The organism is Paenibacillus sp. UNC496MF (assembly GCF_900113915.1).
In the GTDB taxonomy this organism is placed as follows: domain Bacteria; phylum Bacillota; class Bacilli; order Paenibacillales; family Paenibacillaceae; genus Paenibacillus_Z; species Paenibacillus_Z artemisiicola.
Map to the genome: position 1 here is coordinate 31,697 of NZ_FORE01000013.1, position 20,304 is coordinate 52,000.

12 protein-coding genes and 1 pseudogene are annotated in these 20,304 nt (G+C 62.9%); 5 read left to right on the forward strand and 8 right to left on the reverse strand.

Annotated elements, in window-relative coordinates:
• Window positions 1-27: 27 nt before the first annotated feature.
• Together BMZ79_RS23225 and BMZ79_RS23230 are read right to left on the reverse strand one after the other, a co-directional pair.
• Window positions 28-918 (reverse strand): carbohydrate ABC transporter permease, encoded by an 891-nt coding sequence (locus BMZ79_RS23225; RefSeq protein WP_090644552.1) that lies wholly within the window; start codon window positions 916-918, stop codon window positions 28-30.
• A gap of 57 nt (window positions 919-975) precedes the next feature.
• Window positions 976-2,241 carry an ABC transporter substrate-binding protein gene (locus BMZ79_RS23230; protein ID WP_090644555.1) on the reverse strand — a complete coding sequence of 422 codons (1,266 nt, stop codon included), beginning with the start codon at window positions 2,239-2,241 and terminating at the stop codon, window positions 976-978.
• A 642-nt stretch (window positions 2,242-2,883) separates the two neighbouring features.
• Between BMZ79_RS23230 and BMZ79_RS23235 the strand changes: the two genes are divergently transcribed.
• Window positions 2,884-6,258 (forward strand): S8 family serine peptidase, encoded by a 3,375-nt coding sequence (locus BMZ79_RS23235; protein ID WP_090644558.1) that lies wholly within the window; start codon window positions 2,884-2,886, stop codon window positions 6,256-6,258.
• Between the two features lie 55 nt (window positions 6,259-6,313).
• Window positions 6,314-10,573 carry a S8 family serine peptidase gene (locus BMZ79_RS23240; RefSeq protein WP_177222289.1) on the forward strand — a complete coding sequence of 1,420 codons (4,260 nt, stop codon included), beginning with the start codon at window positions 6,314-6,316 and terminating at the stop codon, window positions 10,571-10,573.
• A 122-nt stretch (window positions 10,574-10,695) separates the two neighbouring features.
• Here BMZ79_RS23240 and BMZ79_RS23245 read toward each other — a convergent pair whose 3' ends face one another.
• From BMZ79_RS23245 to BMZ79_RS23265, 5 genes are read right to left on the reverse strand one after another with little or no spacing between them, the layout of a single operon-like run.
• Window positions 10,696-11,418, reverse strand: a complete 723-nt coding sequence (locus BMZ79_RS23245; RefSeq protein WP_090644564.1) for a GntR family transcriptional regulator — start codon at window positions 11,416-11,418, stop codon at window positions 10,696-10,698.
• Between the two features lie 28 nt (window positions 11,419-11,446).
• Window positions 11,447-12,460, reverse strand: coding sequence for a sugar kinase (locus BMZ79_RS23250; protein WP_090644566.1), 1,014 nt, complete (start codon window positions 12,458-12,460; stop codon window positions 11,447-11,449).
• Window positions 12,453-13,208: a 2-dehydro-3-deoxy-phosphogluconate aldolase gene (locus BMZ79_RS23255; protein ID WP_090644569.1), complete on the reverse strand. Its 756-nt coding sequence runs from the start codon at window positions 13,206-13,208 to the stop codon at window positions 12,453-12,455. Before BMZ79_RS23255 ends, BMZ79_RS23250 begins: the two co-directional genes overlap by 8 nt.
• Window positions 13,208-14,314, reverse strand: a complete 1,107-nt coding sequence (locus BMZ79_RS23260) for a DgaE family pyridoxal phosphate-dependent ammonia lyase (protein ID WP_090644571.1) — start codon at window positions 14,312-14,314, stop codon at window positions 13,208-13,210. Before BMZ79_RS23260 ends, BMZ79_RS23255 begins: the two co-directional genes overlap by 1 nt.
• Window positions 14,292-15,380 (reverse strand): amidohydrolase/deacetylase family metallohydrolase, encoded by a 1,089-nt coding sequence (locus BMZ79_RS23265; RefSeq protein WP_090644574.1) that lies wholly within the window; start codon window positions 15,378-15,380, stop codon window positions 14,292-14,294. The genes BMZ79_RS23260 and BMZ79_RS23265 overlap by 23 nt, the downstream gene beginning before the upstream one ends.
• Before the next feature lie 143 nt (window positions 15,381-15,523).
• Here BMZ79_RS23265 and BMZ79_RS23270 point away from each other — a divergent pair.
• Window positions 15,524-16,152 (forward strand): annotated as a pseudogene (locus tag BMZ79_RS23270) (glycoside hydrolase family 125 protein); the annotation flags it as partial.
• Between the two features lie 138 nt (window positions 16,153-16,290).
• Here BMZ79_RS23270 and BMZ79_RS23275 read toward each other — a convergent pair.
• Window positions 16,291-16,671 carry a chromosome partitioning protein ParB gene (locus BMZ79_RS23275; RefSeq protein ID WP_143089051.1) on the reverse strand — a complete coding sequence of 127 codons (381 nt, stop codon included), beginning with the start codon at window positions 16,669-16,671 and terminating at the stop codon, window positions 16,291-16,293.
• 210 nt (window positions 16,672-16,881) lie between these two features.
• Here BMZ79_RS23275 and BMZ79_RS23280 point away from each other — a divergent pair, with 210 nt between their 5' ends.
• On the forward strand, window positions 16,882-18,459 hold the full coding sequence (locus tag BMZ79_RS23280) for a response regulator transcription factor (protein ID WP_090644580.1): 1,578 nt from the start codon (window positions 16,882-16,884) through the stop codon (window positions 18,457-18,459).
• Window positions 18,456-20,264: a cache domain-containing sensor histidine kinase gene (locus BMZ79_RS23285; RefSeq protein ID WP_090644581.1), complete on the forward strand. Its 1,809-nt coding sequence runs from the start codon at window positions 18,456-18,458 to the stop codon at window positions 20,262-20,264. The genes BMZ79_RS23280 and BMZ79_RS23285 overlap by 4 nt, the downstream gene beginning before the upstream one ends.
• Window positions 20,265-20,304 lie beyond the last annotated feature (40 nt).

Consider the following 20,304-nt stretch of genomic DNA (forward strand, 5'->3'; position numbering starts at 1 on the left):
CCTCTCCTCGTTTCTCTCCCGGCCGCTTCAATCCGGGCTGCCCTTGACCAGCCGCCAATTCAGGACGGAGAACAGCGCGATCAGCACGAACATCCCCCAGCCGACCGCCGCGCCGAAGCCGAAGTAATTGTTGATGAACGCTTCCCGGTACAGATAAAGCACGATGGTCAGTCCGCCGCCTCCCGGCCCGCCGTCGTTGCCGACGAGCACCTGCGGCTCCGTGAAGATCTGCATGCCGCCGATCGTGGACGTGATGACGGTGAACAGGATGATCGGCCGCAGAATCGGCACCGTGATCCGGAAGAAAGTCTGCGCGCCCGTGGCGCCGTCCATGCGCGCCGCCTCGTACAGGACGGAAGGAATGCTCTGCAGCCCCGCGAGGTAGATGATGGCGTTATAGCCGACCCAGCGCCAGACGATCATCAGGGAGATCGCGAATTGGATGCCCCACGTCTTCTGCAGGAATTCCACGGACTGCAGGCCGAACAGACGGAGCACGTAGTTCAGCAATCCGTAATTGCCCGAGAACAGCGTGCTGAACACGATGGCGACCGCCACGAGCGACGTGACGTTCGGCAGGAAATAGCCGATCCGGAAGAAGGTCCGGCCCTTCACGAACGACGCGTTCAGCAGGAACGCCAGCACGAGCGCCAAGAAGAGCATCGGAATCGTGGAATAGATCCAGATGAGCAGGGTGTTGGCCACCGCATGCCAAAATTCGGGATCGCCGAGCATGAAGCGGTAATTGTTCAGCCCGTTGAACGTCATGTCGCCGATGCCGTCCCACTTCTGGAAGGAGAGATACATCGAGAACGCGATCGGGAACAGACCGAAGATCGCGAACACGATAAAAAAGGGAGAAATGGCCGCATACGCTTTGCGGTGCTTCCATAGTTCAGCGGTTAACCTGCGATTCATAGGCCGAGCCTCCTCGTTCGTACATTCGGACTTGCCTTGCGCGCTTGATGCCGGAGGCTAACGGAGCAGCTCCTTGCCGATGCGCGCCAAGGCGTCGCGCCACGCGTCGTCCGGGTTTTTGCCCTGCGTCGCCACCGATTGCAGCTGGCGGTTCACGATGCCGTTCACGTTCACGTACCGCGGCCCGAAGTACGTCGGCTTCACGTGCAGCGCCGATGCGGTGAAAATCTCGCCCGTCGCCTGACCGCCGAAGAAATCCTCCTTCCGGCGCATCACCGGCGAGTCCAGCGCCGTCTTGGCGGAAGGAAACAGATTGACGTCGGCGAAGCTCTTCACCTGATTGTCCGGACTTTGCAGCCATTTGATCAGCTGGAACGCTTCGCCGGGATGCTTGCTCGTTCGCATGATCGCGAGGAACGAGCCGCCGTTGTTGCCGTCTCCTCCCGGCGCCCGGGCGACGCGCCACTTGCCGGCGGTGTCGGGCGCGGCTTGCTGGAGGATTTCCTTGTTCCACACGGCGCCGACGAACGAAGCGATCTTGCCGGTGTTCATGGCGGCGCTCCACTCCGGCGTCCCGCCGTTCGCGTTCGCGAGCAGCCCCATGGACGAAGCCTTCACGGCAAGCTCCCACGCCCGCTTCGCCGAGGAGGACGGGTCGCCGCCGACGAATTGATCGTTCTTGTCGAAGTAGATCGTCTCGCTCTGCGCGTTCACCTGCGTATAGATCGTGCCGATGTTGTCCGTCAGCTTGACGCCGCCGCCGAGCGCGTCCTGCAGCTTCTTGCCGGCCGCGAGATAATCGTCCCAGGTCCCCATGAGCTTGTGAACCTCCTCGGGGTCGGACGGCAGCCCCGCCTGCTCGAACAAGTCCGCCCGATAGAACAGCGCGGTCGGCCCCGTGTCGATCGGCAGGGCGACCATGCGGCCTTGCGGCGTCACGCCGAGCTGCCATTTCCAAGGCAAGTAATCGGGCTCGATGTCGCGCGCCCCGAGTTCGTACAGGTCGTAGAACCGGTCGGCGTTCGGAAACATCTCCGTGACCCAGTCGTTGAAGGCCACGATGTCGGGTCCGCCGGAGCCGGCGGCCAGCGTCGTCTTGAGCTTGGATTTGAAATCGCCGCCGACCTTCTGCGCCACGATCCGGACATTCGGAAATTCGGTTCGGGCGGCTTCGATGAGCTTGTCGTCGAGCCCGCGGTTCCAGTACCAGATGGTCAGCGTGGTCTTCTTGTCGGCGGCCGCCTGCGCGGAGCAGCCCGTCAGGATGACGGCGGCGACCAGAATCGCCGTCAGCAGCGCCGAAAACGTCGCGCGCGTGGTCATTTTCAATCCCTCCCGTCTGCATTCGTAAGTCGGCCAAGCCGGTGTAAGCGCTTAACCTTGGCCGGATGACTTCAATTACACGGAAGCAAGCTCGGTTGAACCTGAAAAATTGTGGCAGCTTGGTGAACGCGAGGATTCCTTAGGGGGACGGCGGTCCGCGACTGCCTTAGCAACGAACCTGCCCCGAATGTTGTCGCCCGCACCGGATTAGGCGCGCCAAAAGGCAGCAAGCGCATTCGTCAACGCGAGTATATGTCACTTAATATTACATATCTTTTTGAATCACTTTCGAAAGTTTAAAAAAATAAACTTATTGACGCCGTAAATTTGCCAATTATATAATTCTCTCAGAATTTCGGACGATATACGTCATAAAACCTTACATAATGTTCGAATTCTCTCCATTCTCCGACTGGAGGAGCCGATTCAACCGAGCGGGACGCCTGTCCCAGGCCATTTGACGAGGAGGTTGTTCACTAAGTCCCATTGCATGTACGCGGACATTCTTTGTTCGCCGCACCGGAAGCGCCGCTCGCATTTTTTGCCGGCCGAACTAGACACGATTCAGAGACAACCGCCATCGCAGCCGATGCGTGGCATGAACATTCGGAATCTATCGACACGGTGGGAGGAGACACACCCTTGAAGCATCGCTCGAAGAGCAAGTTGTTCTTGTTGATCTCGTTATCTTTCGTTTGCCTGTCCGGTTCCCTCGTTCCGAATCTCGGCCAGCATGGCCACGGCCTTGCGTTGGCGCAGGGAACCGCCGCATCCGAGAAGCTCCGGAAGACGATGGGACCGGAAGCCGCGAATGCGCCGGAGACGGTCATCGCTGTCCCGGATGCCCCTCGCTCGCAGCCTCTCTCCCGGCCGGCCGGCGCCGATAAAGCCATGAAAGCCGACCGTATCGTCGTGAAATACAAAGCAGGCAGCCGCCCGCAATCGTTGGCCGAGGACCTCGGTCTAACGCCGTCGCGAACGCTCCCGGGACTCGGTGCCGAGGTTCTAAAGCTGCCCGAAGGCGCGGATATCGCCGCCATCCTCGCCCGTCTCAAGGCCGACCCGGCCGTCCTGTACGCGGAGCCGGACGCCCAGGTCAGCGCATCGGATTCGGGAACATCCGGCACAAGCGCTCCGCCGAATCCCGGACAAGCCCTCCATGCACCGCAACCGTCATCCTCCGTTTCGACCGGCATGACCTCCGTTTCGGCCGGCATGACCTCCGCGAACGGGCCGGCATCCGTTTCATCCGAGCTGCCCCCCCTCATCCCGAACGATCCATTATTTCCCAATCAGTGGGCCTTGAATAACGCCGACGGCCTGGATATCGACATCAACGCGCCGGAAGCCTGGCCGTTCCTGCAGGACGCCGGCAAGGACGTCGTCGTGGCGGTAATCAGCGACGGCGTGGATGGCGATCATCCGGATCTGGCGAACAGCATCTGGACCAATCCCGAAGAGATCCCGGATAACGGCATCGACGACGACGGCAATGGCTTCGTCGACGACGTTCACGGCTGGGACTTCAATCATGACGACAACGATGCCGACGACGGCTTGGACGACCCGGCCAAGAACGGGACGGTAATCGCGGGCATCGTGGCCGCCTCCGTCAACAACGGCGTCGGGATCGCGGGCGTGGCCCAGAACGCGAAGATTCTGCCGGTCAAGACGTTTTCCTCGACGTCGGGGAGCGGAACGTTCTCGCAAATCGCGGCGGGCATCGCCTACGCCGAGCAGATGGGTGCCGACATCGCCGTCTTGGACTTCGTGACCTGGGAACCGAGCGACCTGATCCTGGACGCGCTTCGGCACTCCGACATGCTGTTCGTCGCGCAGCCCGGCGACTTCGGCGACGACCTGGACCGCATCCCGAGCTACCCGGCTTCCTACAAGCTCCCGAACGTGCTGACCGTTAACGGCATCGGGCGCGCCGGCAATACGCCGACGAGCTACGGCAAAAAGACCGTTCAGCTCGCCGCGCCGGCCCTCGACACGTTAACGACCATGCCTTCGGAAAACCCGGCGTACGCCGCCCAGATCGATACCGGCGCGTACCGCGCGATCTATAACGGACTCGGCTTCGAAGATTTCGCTCCGCCGTTCCAAACCGATTCCTTCCGCGCGGCGCTCGATTACTTGGGCGAAGGCGCGGACAAACCGTCGGTCCTGCTCGTCCAGGACGACAACTCGGCCGGGGGCAACGAGGAGGAGCGAAGTTTCCTCGCGCTATACAAGAGCTTCCTGCTGTCCGCCGGCTACGAGACCGACGGGATGCCGCAGGGCGATGCGCGCGGAACGTTCCAAATCGCGACCGTTGCCAAGAACGAGGACGGCCCTTCGCTTGAAGCCATGCAAGCCTACGACATCGTCGTATGGTTCACCGGTTACGCCAACGCGAGCATGAATCCGGATCCGGATGCCCCTTCGGTGCTGACCGAGTCGGACAAGGCGAATCTAACGAATTACCTGCAGGCGGGCGGGAGACTGATGCTTACGGGCAGGGACGCGCTCTTCGGAAGCGAAGCGTCGCCTTTCGTGAAGGACGTGCTCCACTTGGATTACGTGGCCGAAGGCTATTTCGGCTATTACGATTTGCAGGGCGCGGACGGGACCATCTTTGCCGGACAATCCGTTCCGATGCCGGATGAATCGTTCGGCGACGTGATCGTTGCCCGGGATTCCTTCGCCCAAACCAACCTGTTCCTGGATAAGCCGGACTACGATATTCCCGGAAACTACGGTACGCCGGCCATCGCGCACGCCGCCGGCGCGGCTGCCGTGGTGCTTGGCGTCAATCCGGCCTACGACGCGAAGCTGACGATTCAACGCTTGATGAACAGCGGGAAGAAAGTGAGCTCCCTGGCGGACGCGAACATGTCCGGCAAGATGATCGACGTCTATCGGGCCGTATCCGACAAGGATATCCCCGGCACGCCGCTCCAGGTGCCGGAAGTGAGCGAGCGTCTCGACGAAGCGTCCGATCCGGACCGCGTGTACGCCGTCGAACTGAACGCCGGCGAAACGATTCAGGCGGAGCTGACCGGGGACGAAGGCACCGACTTCGATCTCTACCTCTACTCGCCTTCCGCCGTTACCGTCCACGGCAAAGCCGGCATCGTCGCCGCTTCCGAGCATCCGGGAACGTCCGGGGAAGGCTTCTCCTATTTCGCGAAGCAAACCGGCACCTATTACGTGAACGTCTACGCGTTCGCGGGATCGGGCGGCTACACCTTGCGCCTGCGGCACGCCAACGCCTCCGGCACCTACGAGGACGATTCGGAAGCCGTGACGTACGCCGGCGATTGGGAGAACGTACCGGACGACGCGCTGTCCGGCGGAACCGCGAAGCGCATCGACGCCCCGGGCCATGCCGAGCTCGCCTTCGAGGGCAGCTACGTCGAATGGATCGGAACCAAGAATCCGCAGCAAGGCATCGCCAACGTCTATCTCGACGGCAAGCTGGCCGCAGCCGTGTCCTTGTACGGCGAAGCCGAATCGAAGCGTCAGTCGCTCTTCAAGAAGACGGTCTCCTACGACAAGCATACGATCCGGATCGAATGGACGGGCAAGACCGATCCGAGAGCCCGGAAGGACGATCCCGCGTTCGTGAACGTCGATGCGTTCCTCGTCAAACATCTCGTCCAAGACGCCGACTTCTCCGAGGTGCGCTATGAAGGCACGTGGGCGACAAGCTTCAGCACGGTTTACTCGGGCCAGTCCGTGACGACGTCCATCACGAAAGACGACTATGCCGAGTTCGTCTTCGCCGGGACGAAGGTTCGTCTCCTCGCGCCGGTCGGCGGCAACCGCGGCATCGCGGATATCTACATCGACGGGCAATTGGCGACATCGGCGGACCTGTACCGGCCGGCCCGCCAATACGAGGCCGTCGTCTTCGAATCGGAGACGCTCTCCGAGGGCACGCACACCGTGCGCGTCGCGAACAGCGGCCGGAAGCACGCGAGCTCCGCCGGCACCGCCGTCTCGATCGACGCCTTCGAGATCGAATCGTGAATCATCCATGCGAGAGCGACAACTTTTAAGAAATGGGGACCTGGATTTGAAGAGCATGCAGAAGCGAATTCCTAAGGTATCGTCCATCGTGATCTCCGCGACCGTCTTGGCGGCTTCCCTGTTCCAGCCCGCCTACTCCGCGTCCGCCGGCGCTTCGCCGAACGGTTTGATCCCGGCCTCCGCCTCGGCGGACCCGGACATGAATCTGTTCGAGACCTTCGCGGACGATTGGAAGCGCAGCTTGGCTTCCGCTCCCGGCGCTTCGGCCAACCTCCTAATATCGCCGGAGATCGACACGTCCTCCGCGGGGCCGGTCAGCGTCATCGTGCAATTGAGCGCTCCGCCCGCCGCCATCGGCAAGTACGCCGCGGGCAAGGGGTATAAAACGCTGGCGGCCGAAGCGACCGCGAAAGCGGTGCAGACCGAGCAAGCCGCATTCCTGAAATCCGCCAAAGCCGGCGGCTTATCCCTTGACGTCGGCTATCGGTACAATCAGGTGCTGAACGGGATGGCGGTCACGCTGCCGGGCACCCGCATCGCCCAACTGGCGAAGCTTCCGGGCGTGAGCGCGATCTATCCGAACTTGACCTATACGTCGGAGCCGGCGCCAGCCTACGAGGCGAACGCGGAGGATCCGCGGATCGATATGACGCCCCTGCGGCAATTGGGCGTTGACGAAGCCTGGGCGGAAGGCTACACCGGCAAAGGGCTCAAAGTGGGCGTCATCGATACCGGCATCGATTACTTGCATCCCGACCTGAAGGACGCGTTCAAAGGCGGGCACGATTCCTTCTATAACGACGGCGACCCTTATGAAGACATTGCCATTCCGGAAGAGTTGGTCGCGGGTACGGCCCATGGCACCCACGTCTCCGGCACGATCGCGGGACGCGCGGCGAACGCCGACGGCCATTTCCTGCAGAAGGGCGTCGCCTACGAAGCGGACTTATACGCGTATAAAGTGTTGGGCGGCGTGCTGGGCACCGGCACCTCGGCCATGATCGTCGACGGCATCGAACACGCCGTCAAGGACGGCATGGACGTGATCAACCTGTCGCTCGGCGACGATGCGACGAAGGATCCGTATTCCGCGGAGGCGGTTGCCATCAACAACGCGGCGCTCGCCGGCGTCGTCCCCGTCATCGCGGCAGGCAACGCCGCCATGGACGCGCCTTACTATTATTCGCTCGGCTCCCCGTCGACGGCGGAGCTCGGCATTACGGTCGGCGCGGCCACCAGCCGGATCGACACGTACGAGACGGCCGCCGCCAGCTCCTTGACGGGACAGGGATACGCGCTTCGCGCGATGGCCTGGGCGCCCGGGAGCACGGATTTCGCTTCCCTCCTCGGGACGGATCCGATTGCGGCGGTCTATCTCGGCTTCGGCTTGGACGCCGATTACGAGGGGAAAGACGTGGCGGGCAAAATCGTCATCGTCACGCGGACGCACGACAGCCAACACATCCCCTACGGCCGGCAAATCGTCTCCGCCAAGCAGCACGGCGCCAAGGCGGTCGTCATCTTCAACGGCACGACCAACGATTCCCGCGACGTCTTTCAGCCGAATACCGTCGATCTATCGGAATCGATTCCGGGACGGGACGGCCCGATCGGGTACATGGGCTTCCAAGGCGAATACGACGGCTTCATCCCCGCCTTCGACCTCGCGGGCAAGGAAGGCCGCGCCTTGGTTCGGGCCATGCTGCAGCAGCCGGACGCGCCGGTTACCCTGACGTTCGGCAAGCCCTTCAAGAGCGTCTCCCTGCCCGGCGATACCATGGCGGAATTCAGCTCGCGCGGGCCGAACCAGGACGGAAGATTGGGCATCAAACCGGACGTCGTCGCGCCCGGCCACCTTATCCGCTCGTCGGTCCCCGCCTACGGCGCGGCGCACCCGGATGCCGATTATTCCGAGGCTTACGAGCGTTACAGCGGGACCAGCATGGCGACGCCGCATATCGCCGGCCTCGCGCTGCTGCTGAAGGATAAATTTCCGGATTGGACGCCTTCGGACATCCGGGCGGCGCTCGCGAATACGTCCGATCCCTTGGCGGACGAGAACGGCACGCCGTACGATGCTTATTCGCAAGGCGCCGGGCGCGCCGATCTGACCCATGCCCTGCATACGGCGGCATTGTTGAAATCGCTGGACGAAATTACGATCATGGACAAGGACATGAAGCCGGTCACGCTCCCGAGCGAAGCCAGCAGCGTCGCTTTCGGCGTCGTGGATCCGGCCGGCGACGCGAAAGCCGCGAGCACGCTTCAGCTGAAGAGCGTGACCGGCAAGACGGTGACTTACGCCGCCAAGACGGAGCTTCACCAAGCGTTCACCAATAAGCCCGGATACGTCAGCACCCCGGACTGGGACGGCGTCTCCGTCAAGCTGACCGGACTGGATGCGGACGGCAAGCTCGCCGTCGGCTCGGGGAAAGCCCGTACCTTCGGCTTGTCCGTCGAAGCGAAGCCGGACGCCAAGCCGGGCGTGTACGAAGGGACCGTCGTGCTGGAAAGCGACGGCGTTCCGACCCTCCGCCTCCCGTTCGTCTTCCACGTCGGGAAGAAGTCGCTCGATAACGAGAACGCGTTCGGGGGCATCGACGTCACGAACAGGATCGTATCTCCGCAATCGCCGATCGACATTACCTTGCATTACAACGGCGGCGGCTATAATGTCCTGCAGCTCGCCCTGCTCGACAACGACGGCCGGTATTACGGGCTGCTCGCGGACTGGAGGAGCGCCAAGAACGGCTTCGATTCCTATATGTCGAAGGGCGATTACGTCATCGAAGACTTTAACGGAAGTTATCTGGACGGATCAAGCGGCGCGAACGGCATCTTTGATCTGCCTTCGCTGCCCGACGGACAGTACGTGCTCTCCGCCGTTACGGCGTTTTCCGTCTACGGCTTCACATCCGCCGTCCATTTCTCCAATATCACGATCAACGTGGACAACGATTATACCGGCGGCGGTCAGCCGGGAGACGGGAACCCGGGGGGCGGCAGCCCGGGAGACGGTCAGCCGGGAGGCGGCAATCCGGGAGGCGGCGGTCAGCCTGGTTCCGGTACGCCGCAAACGCCGGACGCGGCGCCGGCGGATAGCGGCGCGGACGTCGCGGCATCGGTTATCGGCGCCGCGCAAACGCCGGTGTCGCTGGCCGCGAAGACAAGCGCGGCTAACGGCGTGCTGACCGCGACCGTTGACGATGCCGCGTTAGACCGCGCGCTTGAAGGCGCGGCGAAACCGGTCGCGCTCGTCGCCTCGGCCTCCTCCGCGGACGCGGGCGAAGCGGCGCTGCGCTTCACGCCGGCCCAAGCGCAGCGGTTGAAAGCCGCGCCGACGGGCAGCTCGGTCGTGTTCGCCCTGGACGGCGCATCCGTCGCGCTCCCGCTTTCCGCGCTCGGCGGCCTCTCGGAGGACGCGGGTCTTGTCATTCGAATGAAGAAGGACGGCGATGCCGTCAAGCGCTTCGAGGCGGCTTATCCGGATGCCCGCGTCGTCGGCACGCCGATCGCCTTCGAAGCGGTCGGCGTCGAAGACGACCGCGAGACGCCGATTCCGCTCTCCGTCCAAGACACGGTGACGCGCGCCTTCCTGATCGCCGAAGACGTCCCCGCCGCGACGGCCGGCGCTCTGTACGAAGAAGACGGCGCCGTACGTCCGGCGGCCGCAACCTTCAAGGCCGGCAAGCACGGCGGCACGATCGTGACCGTGGCGCGTCCGGGCTTCTCGACCTATGCGGCGGCGGTACGCGACGTCGCGTTCTCGGATATCGGGTCTTCGTGGGCGAAGGACGAGATCTCGAAGCTCGCCGCCAAGTTCGTGATGAACGGCACGTCCGCCGGCGCCTTCGCGCCGAAACGCAACGTGACGCGGGCCGAGTTCGCCTCGATGCTGGTCAGAGCGCTCGGCCTGAAGACCCCCGGCGCAGCGGCGCCGTTCGCGGACGTGCGCGACAACGACTGGTTCGCCGCCGAGGTTGCCGCCGCGCACGCGGCCGGGTTGGTAACCGGCGACAACGGACGCTTCCTTCCGAACGCGCCCGTGAGCCGTCAAGACATGGCCGTCATGCTGAACCGCTCGCTTACGCTGCTGCATGCGAAGCCGGCGGCCGGCGGCGGCATCGTTTACGCCGATGCGGGGACGTTCGGCGCCTATGCGGCCGACGCGATTCGGGCCGTCACCGAAGCCGGCCTGATGAACGGCGTCGAGACACAAGGCAGCCGCTTCTTCCGGCCGGCCGAAGCGACGACGCGCGAAGCGACCGCCAAAGTCATGTTCCGCTTGCTCCAAGCGGGTAATTGGATCGACTGACCGCGCGGAATAGCGTGCCGCAGCCGTTCGAATCGCGTACCCTAACGGAAAAGAAGGACCGTCGGAGTTCGAACTCCAACGGTCCTTCTTCATGCGCGCGGAAACGGGGCCTCATGCCGGCTTTACGCGTCGTAACGGACCAGATACGGCTGCAGCTCCGTCTGGTAATAGCCCGTGCTGTACTCGATGAGCCGCCCTTCGAGGTCGTACGTGCGCCGCTGCCGCACGAGCAGCGGCGACCCCGGCGGAATCCCGAGCAGGCTCGCGGTCTCCGCCGAGGCCATGCCGACCGAGAACGCGTCGCGGAAGTTGTCCAGCACGACGCCCTGCTCCTCCAGCAGATCGTACAGCGATTCGAACGCCGGCTCGCCGGCGTCCCGCTCCGCCTTCGGCAGCAGGGCCGCGGCCACCTCGTGCCGGATGTGAAGATACGGGCGGTCATCCAGCACGTACAGCCGCTCGATGCGGATCGATTCCGGCCCCAGCAGGCCGTGCAGCTCGGTCCCCGGCTCCAGCCGCGCGCGCGTCATGGACAGCATCCGTTTCTCCAAGCGGTGCCCCTCCTCCACCAGCAGCTCGGTGAACCGCTTGCCCTTGGAGAGGCGGGAGACCGACACGTTGGTGAGCACGATGGTGCCGACGCCGCTTTTCTTCGCGACGTAGCCTTCCTCCGCCAGTTCCCGGATCGCGTTGCGCACCGTCATTTTGCTGACGTTGAATTCCTTCTCCAGCTGCGGCTCCGGCGGGATATGGCCGCCCAGCGGATAGACCCCGTGAAGAATGCGGTCCTTGACGATCTTCTTGATTTGCAAATACAGCGGGCCCTTCTTGCGCGTGATGGTCATCCCGGCTCCTCTTTCTTCGTCATCCTGGTTAACGCACGATATCGCCGGCCGTACGGGCCAGCGCCTTCACCACGTCCGCCTCCGACGCCAGCGGCGTATCCCCGTGCACCGTGTGCGCGAGCGCGGCCGCGGCGGTCGCGAAATCGACCGCGTATTGCGGATCGTCGCCGCGCAGCCACGCGTGAATGATGCCGCTCGCGTACGCATCGCCGGCGCCGACCCGGTCGTACACCGAGAACGTCGAGGGTTGGGCGAACCGGAACGTCCCTTCCCGGTAGAAATAGCCGGCCAGCGTATGCGTGTTGTCCCCGTTCACCTGCCGGTGCGTGCCGGCGATCGCTTCGATCCCGTATGTCTTCGCGACTTGCGGGATCAGGTCGCGCAGCTGCGCCAGGCGGTCGGCGCCGCCGCTCGGCATGCCGAGCGTGAGCAGCGCGTCCTTCTCGTTCATGAAGACGAGATCCGCCAGCTCCAGCATCTCGCGATAATGCGGCGCCGCCGCCGCGTGCCCGCCTTCGCCCCAGAGCGACGGCCGGTAATTGCAGTCGAACATCACCTTGCCGCCGCGGCGCTTGACCGCGCGGGCCAATTGCTTCATTTGCGAGCGCGCGAGCTCGTTCATCGCCAGCGCGATGCCGCAAAAATGCGCCGCGTCCGCCGCCTCGGCTATCCGCTCCCAATCCCCCGCGTCGCGCGGAACGGTATTGAAGCTGCTGCCGAGCCGGTCCGTATAGGTCACTTGACTCGGGCGGAGGCCGAAGCCGTGCTCCAGGAAATACATGCCGATGTAGCGGCCTCCCCGGTTCACGAACGCCGTCCCGATGCCCAGCTTGCGCAGATGCGCCAGCGCGGCGTCGCCGAGCGAATTGTCCGGCAGCGTGCTGGCCAGGTACGTCTCATGGCCGAAGCGCGACAGCGCCGAGGCCACGTTGACCCCGGTCCCCGAGAACGAATACGCCAGGCTGCCGCTCTGGGACAGCGTCGTGAAGCCGGGCGTCTCCAGGCGCATCATCACTTCGCCGAACGCGGCGATGCTAGACATGCCGGTCGACCAGCGCTTTCAGCTCGCCGAGCAGCGTCCGCACGTCCTCTACGCGCGTATCGCCGCTCGCCGGATCGATAATCGAGGAATAGACGTGGGGAATGACCTGCGGCACGCCCGCTTCCAAGGCAATCTCCAAGATCTTCGCGAAGTTGGCCGGATCGATGCCGCCGGTAGGCTCCAGCGCGAAGCCTTCCTCGCCGCAGGCTTTGGCGACCGCGCGGTATTCCTCCTCGAGCTTCAAGCCCTGCATCGGGAAGTATTTCAGCGCATGCCCGCCCATGTCCCGGACCAGCGCGATCGCCGCCTTGACCGGAACGACGGCTTGATCCGCGGCGGCCGCGCTGAACACGCCCGTCGAGACGTTCACGTAACCGGGCCGGCCGCAAGGCGACACCAGCGCGTTGATCCAGCCCGCCCGGCCGCCCAGGTTGGCGCTGGTGGCGCCGACGGCCGGAAAGATCTGGTTGACGTGGCTGCCCGCGTACGACTTGACGATCTCGGCCACGACCGCGCCCTGGCGGTTGTCGCCCGCGCCGAGACTGATCGATACCGCATCGTCGATGGCCGCGCCGTACTGCTTCATCGCCGCGACGGCGGACGGCGCGTCGGGATAGGCCTTGGAGAGCACGCCGACGATCACGCGGCCTTCCGCCGCTTCGTAGATCTCGCGCGCGTTGTCGATGCTGCCCGCCAGCACGTTAAGCGCCGCTTTGTTTCTGTACAACCGGGAACGAATGTCCGCCATTAGTGCTTCCCTCCGATAATGTCTTGAATGCGGCCGATAATGACCGCCAGATCGTCGCCTTGCAGCGAGCGCGGATCGATGTCGAAATACCCCTGCGCCACGCCGTAATCCCGCGTGTACACGGCAATATCGCCGCCGCGAAGCGCGTCGTTGACCGCCCGCGCGGACAAGCCCGCCGCCGCTTCGTCGATGTTGACCCGGCCGCGGAAGATCGCCCGGCCGGCCTCGTCTTGAACGATGCGAACGCCAACGCCCGGAAGCGCGCCCAGCGCGTCCAGCGCCGCGAGCGCGGCGCGCTCTTGCTCGCTCGTGTCGTCCTTCTCGAAGTACTCGTCCAGCGCCCGCAGCAGGCCGAAGATCGACTCCTTCCCCACCTTCATGCTCCGTCCGATGCCGTGCAGCTGCGTCTTCACCCAGCTCACGTAGTCCGCCTTGCCCGCCACGATGCCGGAGGTCGGGCCTTCGATCGCCTTGGAGCCGCTGTAGATGACCAGGTCCGAGCAGGCCGGGTACTTGCGCAGGTCCTCCTCGGCCGCGGCGTCGACGATCAGCGGTACCCCGCGGCGCCGCGCCACTTCCCAGGCCTCCTCGACCTTGATCATGTTCTTCTGGACGCAATGATGCGATTGCACGAACAGAATGGCAGCCGTCCGCGCGCCCAGCGCCATCTCGAGATGCGCTTTGCGCCCCTCGTTGGCGTAGCCGACTTCGACGAGCTTCCCGCCGCCGAGCGCGACCATCGTCTCGACCGGGGCGCCGTATTGGACGTTGTGCCCCTTGAAGAGGACGATCTCGTTGCGCTCGGGCAGCTCCTGATGGAGCTTGAGGCTCGCCCGCTCGTCGCCCCGGGTGACGACGGCCGCGACGGCCATCGCGATCCCGCTGGAGGCGGAGTTGACGATGACCGCGTCTTCGGCGTTCAGCAGCTTCGCGGCGTACGCGCCGGACTTGTCCGCCAGATCCGCCATTTCCACGTAGCTTTGGCCGCCCGTCTTCATCGCCGCCATGACGCCGTCGGTCGGCGCGGAGACGCCGAGAATGCTCATGCGCCCGCTGGCGTTGACGACCCGTTTCAATCCGTATTTAGCATGCAAAGTACGATCCATGGATCACCGCTCCCTTGGCTTGAATATAGGTGCTCGCCGTTCGCGTCTCCCCTTCGGAATCCGTCAGCCTCTTGCCGCCCTGCTTGACCTCGAACACCGTCAGGTTCGCGTCCCCGCCGACGCTTAGCTCGGCGAGCTCGGGCCGGCCCAGCCAGGCGGCCGCGTTCACCGTCACCGCGCCCACGACCTCCCGCAAGCCGTAGCCGAGATCGAGAAACTTGCTCATGACGTCGGCCAAGCTGAAGACCGGCCCTTCGAGCCGATTGCGCTCGTAAATGTCCGTGCTGATGGTATGCGGCGGCACGCCTGCCGCCCGGGCCTGCTCCGCCACGCGGAACGAGAAGCTCGCCGACCCGTGGCCGACGTCCAGGTGCACGCCGCGCGCCACCGCGTCCGTCAGCGCGGGGAGAGGCCGTCCTTGCGCGTCGAACAGGTTGTTGGCCTTGCCGTTCAAATAGTGCGTGACGATATCGCCGCGCGCAAGCAGCGCCATCACGTCGCCGATCGCCGGCGGCCCGGAGCCGATATGCACCATCAAGGGCAGCCCCGTCGCCGCGGAGAATTGGCGGGCCAGCCTTAACGGCTCGATGCCCAGCTCCTTCACCACGCTGCGGCTGATGCGCGCCTTGAGCCCCACGATAAAGTCCGGGTAAGCCAGCGCCGCCTCCCGTACCGCCGCCTCGTCGATCCACTCCGGCCGGGACAGCTCGTCGATGCGCGCGAGGCCGATCCGGGAGACGTTCAGGAAGGCCAGCAGCCGCGTGACCGACCGGCGCCCGGCCTCACGCAGCTCGCCGATCCGGTCCGCGCCGCAGCTCCCGGCGTCGACGATCGTCGTCACGCCTTGCTTCACCCCGATCTCGTCGATCGCGTCTCCGTACGGCTTGAACGTCGGAAAAGCATGCACGTGCATGTCGATCCAGCCGCTGGATACATAGCCGCCTTCGGCGACGACCTCGCCTTCGCCCGTCCCCGGCGGAACGATCGCGGCGATCTTGCCTTCGTCGATGACGATGTCGGATACTTGTCCATTCAACCGTTTCATGCTGCGCAGTACAATTCCCATGGGTCCGAGCATCCTTCCTTTCCGTGCCGGCGGGCTGCATGCCCGGCTTGATCGAGTAAAGCTTAACACATCCTAGCAATAAATTGAACATAACGTTATAATGTTCATACAAATTAAAGAGACATGCCGATGGCATTCTCCCGGTGCAGCTGCTGTACGGCTATTGGCAGGAGACCGGCCGCGTCGACGCGTTCACCGACACCTGCTACCGCGCGCTCACGTCGATCGTGAACGTCATGCTGACCGAGCAGCGGCATATGGAGCGGTCGCCGTACCGGTTCGTCCGCGACACCGACAAGGAAACCGAGACGCTTCAGAACGACGGCCGCGGACTTCCCGTCAACTACACCGGCATGACATGGTCCGGCTTCCGTCCAAGCGACGACGCCTGCCTGTTCGGCTACAACATCCCGAACAACATGTTCGTAACGGACCCGACGATCCCATCTACCGGAACACCAGGCGCTTCGCGCTAAGCCGCGACAATCCGTATTACTTCGAAGGGACGCATGCGCGCGGCATCGGCAGCACGCACACGCCGAAAGGCTATGTCTGGCATATGGCATTGTCCATGCAGGCCCTGACCTCCGACGACGACGACGAGATCCGCGAGCTGATCGACATGCTCGTGAACACCGACGCCGACACCGGCTACATGCACGAGGGCTTCCACCCGGATGACCCGGCCGTCTTCACCCGGCCCTGGTTCGCGTGGTCCAACAGTCTGTTCGCCGCCCTCATCGTCAAAGCGATGGAACGCGGACTCGTGTAGACGCCGCGCCGGCGGGCCGTTCGCGCGGGGCCATCAAAAGAAAAAGGCCGGCCGGTCGCGAGCGACCGGCTGGCCTTTTATGATCCCTCGTACGCCAAACGACGATTAGGCAAAGCTGCATCGACATGCGTTATCCGATCATAGAATCGCATCCGCCGGCGGCAGCGTCATATAGACGGCATCGATCTCGCTTTTTTCTTCGATCAACGCCCTTGCGATTCGATGTCCCCCGTCGATCAATCGCCCCTCGGCGCATAGCAAGACGGGGTATGCCATGTTCGCGCCGATAATCCGAGCGCAATGAAACGCGACGTTGCGAATCGTCGGGACCGGCCTGCTCCCGCTATCCGCAAACCAACAATCCTGATCGAGCTCCCGGATGGATTCAAGCTTGATTCTCCGAACGGGCAGGTCCTTCGATAGCGCCCACAGCTTCTCCACGTCCCAGTAATGCCGCCTTCCGTCGATCAATCTTCCGTGCTTATGCTTCATGCGCGCAAGCGATTCTTCCACCGTCATCACCTCTTGCTCCTCTACTTCTTCGAATCTTGCGGATTGCCCTTCCCCGTCCCTGTGAATATCCGACGGGATCACGTATAATTTCCTTAGATGTAATCGTTTTCAAATGAGGGAACGACCATTCGGAATACCGCGTCGTTCGCCGCGTCCGCATGGTTCCCCCGCGCGGCGGGCGTCCGGCCGCGACTACCTAATCGGGAGTGAAATCGCATGATTAAGCTTCTGCTCGTCGAAGACGAGACCGCTACTCGACAAGGCCTGATGAAACATATCAAGTGGCATGAGCTGGGCATCGGGGTCGTCGAAGAGGCCAAGGACGGCATTGAAGGGCTCGAAGCGGCCCGCCGCCTGCGGCCCGATATCGTCGTATCGGATATCCGCATGCCCGGCATGAACGGCATCGACTTCACCGCCTCGGTCCGCGAACGGTTTCCCGCTTGCAAAATCATTTATTTGAGCGGGCATTCCGACAAGGAATACCTGAAAGCCGCCATTCGCATCAACGCGGTCAGTTACGTCGAGAAACCGATCAACCTCGACGAGCTGCAGGAGGTGATCGCCAAGGCCGTGCAGCTGTGCCTGGAGCATCTGAAAGCCGATCATCTGAACCTGGCGCTGTCCGAGAGCCTGCCGTTCATCAGGCAGACGATCGTAAGCGGGCTCATTCGCGGCCCGATCGACGACGACGAACTGCAACGCAGCCTGCAGCTTGCCCGCGTCTCCTTCGCCCCCGGCAGCTCCTATACGGTTTCCATCCTCGTCCCCGCCCATGAGGACGGCGAACCGAACGCGATCGACCTGCGCGGCCTCAACCGGATCGTCGACTATCTGCATCGGGCTTCGAACGGCTTCACGCACCTGGCGGCCATCCAGGATTCCGCCCGCATCGTCGTTATCTCCGCCCATCGGCCGGAACGCCGGCACGAGCTGGCGGCGGTCTACCCGCTGCTTGCGGAGCATCTGAGCCAGTACCCGCCATCCCCCAAGGTATCCTGGATCGTCGGCATGACTTCCCCCGGTTGGCCTGGAATCCGCGCATCCTACGAGACGGCGGCCGGGTTCCTGAGCCGGCTGTTCTACTACGACTTCGGCACGATGGTCGATGCCGCGGACAAGCCGACCGCCGCATACCCGATCACGCCCGAACTCTTTCATGCCTACGAGAAGCTGCTGCAGGAGCCGAACAAGGGGGCGATCCTGTCGTTTGCGGAGCAGCTGTATCAGGCCATGCGAACCAAGACCGGCACGCCGGTCGACGATGTCAGAAGCCTGTTCTACCGCATGCTGCGCCTGCTCGCGGAGCAAGGCGAGAAGCGCGGCCTGCACCTGAGCCCGTCCGGCGCCGGGCAGGTGGAATACGACTGGGCGGTCATGTCCAAGATCAGCACGTTCAAGCAGCTGAAGGACTACTTTCTGCGCAGGGCGGCCGTTCTCCTCGACCGCATCGCGAACCTGGAATCCAACTGCAGAGCCGTGCTGGACGTGAAGAAGTATATCCGGGGCAATTACAGCGACAAGGAAATTACCGTGAATATGCTGGCCGATCACGTCCACCTGACGCCGACCTATCTGTCGTCGCTGTTCCGGAAAGAGACGGGCAAGACGATCAGCGAATATATCGCGGAGGTCCGCATCGCGCGTTCCGCGGACCTGCTGATGGAGCCGCAATCCAAGCTGTACGAGGTCGCGGATCTGTCGGGCTACAACGACGCCAATTATTTCGCGAAGGCCTTCAAGAAGATCACCGGCATGACGCCTACGCAATTCAGGAGAAAACATAAGCCGTGAGAAACCCGCTGCGGACGATAACCGGATGGTTCACGAACCTGCATATTCGGGGCAAGCTCCTGATCTCCTATTTCATCCTCATCTTCCTGCCGCTTGCGCTGATGACTTCGTTCTCGTACAAGAACGTATCGCGCGATTACGAGAAGCAGATCCTTCACTCCGCCGATCTGTCGTTCGACCAGGCCTACACGTTCCTAAGCTATAAGGTGAACACGCTGATCAAAGCCTCCGACGTCATCTATTTCAACGCCGACGTGCAGACGATGCTGACCAGGGACAAGCAGGCGTTCGGGGACGATTACGTCCAGCAGAATATCGACAGACGGAAGCTGGAATCTTTCTTGAACAGCTTTCAGAATGCGGAAGACGTCTACCGGGCCAGTCTGTACGTGCCGGGGTGGCTGATGTACGCGGGACAGAACTTCAACTTCTTCGACATGGACGCCTTCTCCCAGACCGGGAGCTACCGGGCGCTGCTGGCTTCCAAGGATAAGGTCAGCTGGCTGCCGGAACATGCGATCACGAACAACAACAGCAATCTCGACCCGGTACCGGTCATCTCGCTGCTCCGCAAGATCCGCAACAGCGAGCAGACGACGGAAATCATCGGCATTATCGAGCTGAACATTCTCAAGGAATTGATCGAAGACATCCTGCGGAAAGCGAATATCACGAATGACGGCGCCGTCTATCTTCAAAACGCGAACGGCGCGATCGTAAGCTGCTCCAACATGGACAATTTCCGGCGGATCAACCCGAATCCGGCGCTGACTCAAGACGCGCAAACCAATGGCCCGACATGGAGAAACGCGGCCATCGGCGGCAGCGATTACGTCATCAAGACAAGAGCGGTCGAGAATACGGATTGGACGATGGTGACGGCGATTCCAATGACGGAAATCCTGACGCAGAGCATCCGAATCCGGGACCTCATGCTCGTCTTGATGCTCGTCTGCGGCCTGATCTCCTACGGATTGGCCTACTTGATTGCCGGCGCGACGGTCAAGCGCATCCTGCTGCTCAAGAAAAAAATGCGCTTGGTGCAAGAAGGCGTGCTGAACGTGGAAGCGCAGTCCGCGAGTCGGGACGAGATCGGCGAGCTCACCGACAGCTTCAACCACATGGTCAAACGCATCCGGCTGCTCGTCGAAGAGCAGTACCAGAACGGCAAGGAAATCAAGAATCTCGAGCTCAAGGCGCTCCAGGCGCAAATCAACCCGCATTTTCTGTACAACACGCTCGAGATGATCAACTGGAAAGCCATCGACAACGGCGTGCCCGACATCGCGGTCATCTCGCAATCGCTCGCCAAGTTCTATAAGCTCAGCCTGAACAAGGGCAGGGACATCGTCAGCATCGAAGACGAAATCAATCATATCCGCGCCTATGTGCAGATTCAGAATTTGCGGTTCGACAATAAAATCAAGCTGGACGTTCAGATCGACCCCGCCTTATACGGCCGCGATGTCCTGAAGCTGATCCTTCAGCCCCTCGTTGAAAATGCCATCATCCACGGCATCCTCGAGGCCAGGGACGGCAAGGAAGGCACCATTGCGATTACCGGCTATCCCGAGATGGGCGAGATCGTCTTGACGGTCGCGGACGACGGCGTGGGGATGCCTTCGGAACAGGCCGAGCGCCTGCTTGCGAACGGGATCGCCGGCGAGGAAGTCCAAGGCTACGGCGTCCGCAACGTCGACCACCGGATCAAGCTCTGCTACGGCCAGGAATACGGGCTTGCCTACCGCTCGTCGCCGGGCAACGGCACGTCCGTCGAGATCCGGATCCCGGATCGCTTCCGGTGAACAAAAGATTCAGGAGGGATGTCATCCCTCCTGAACCTTC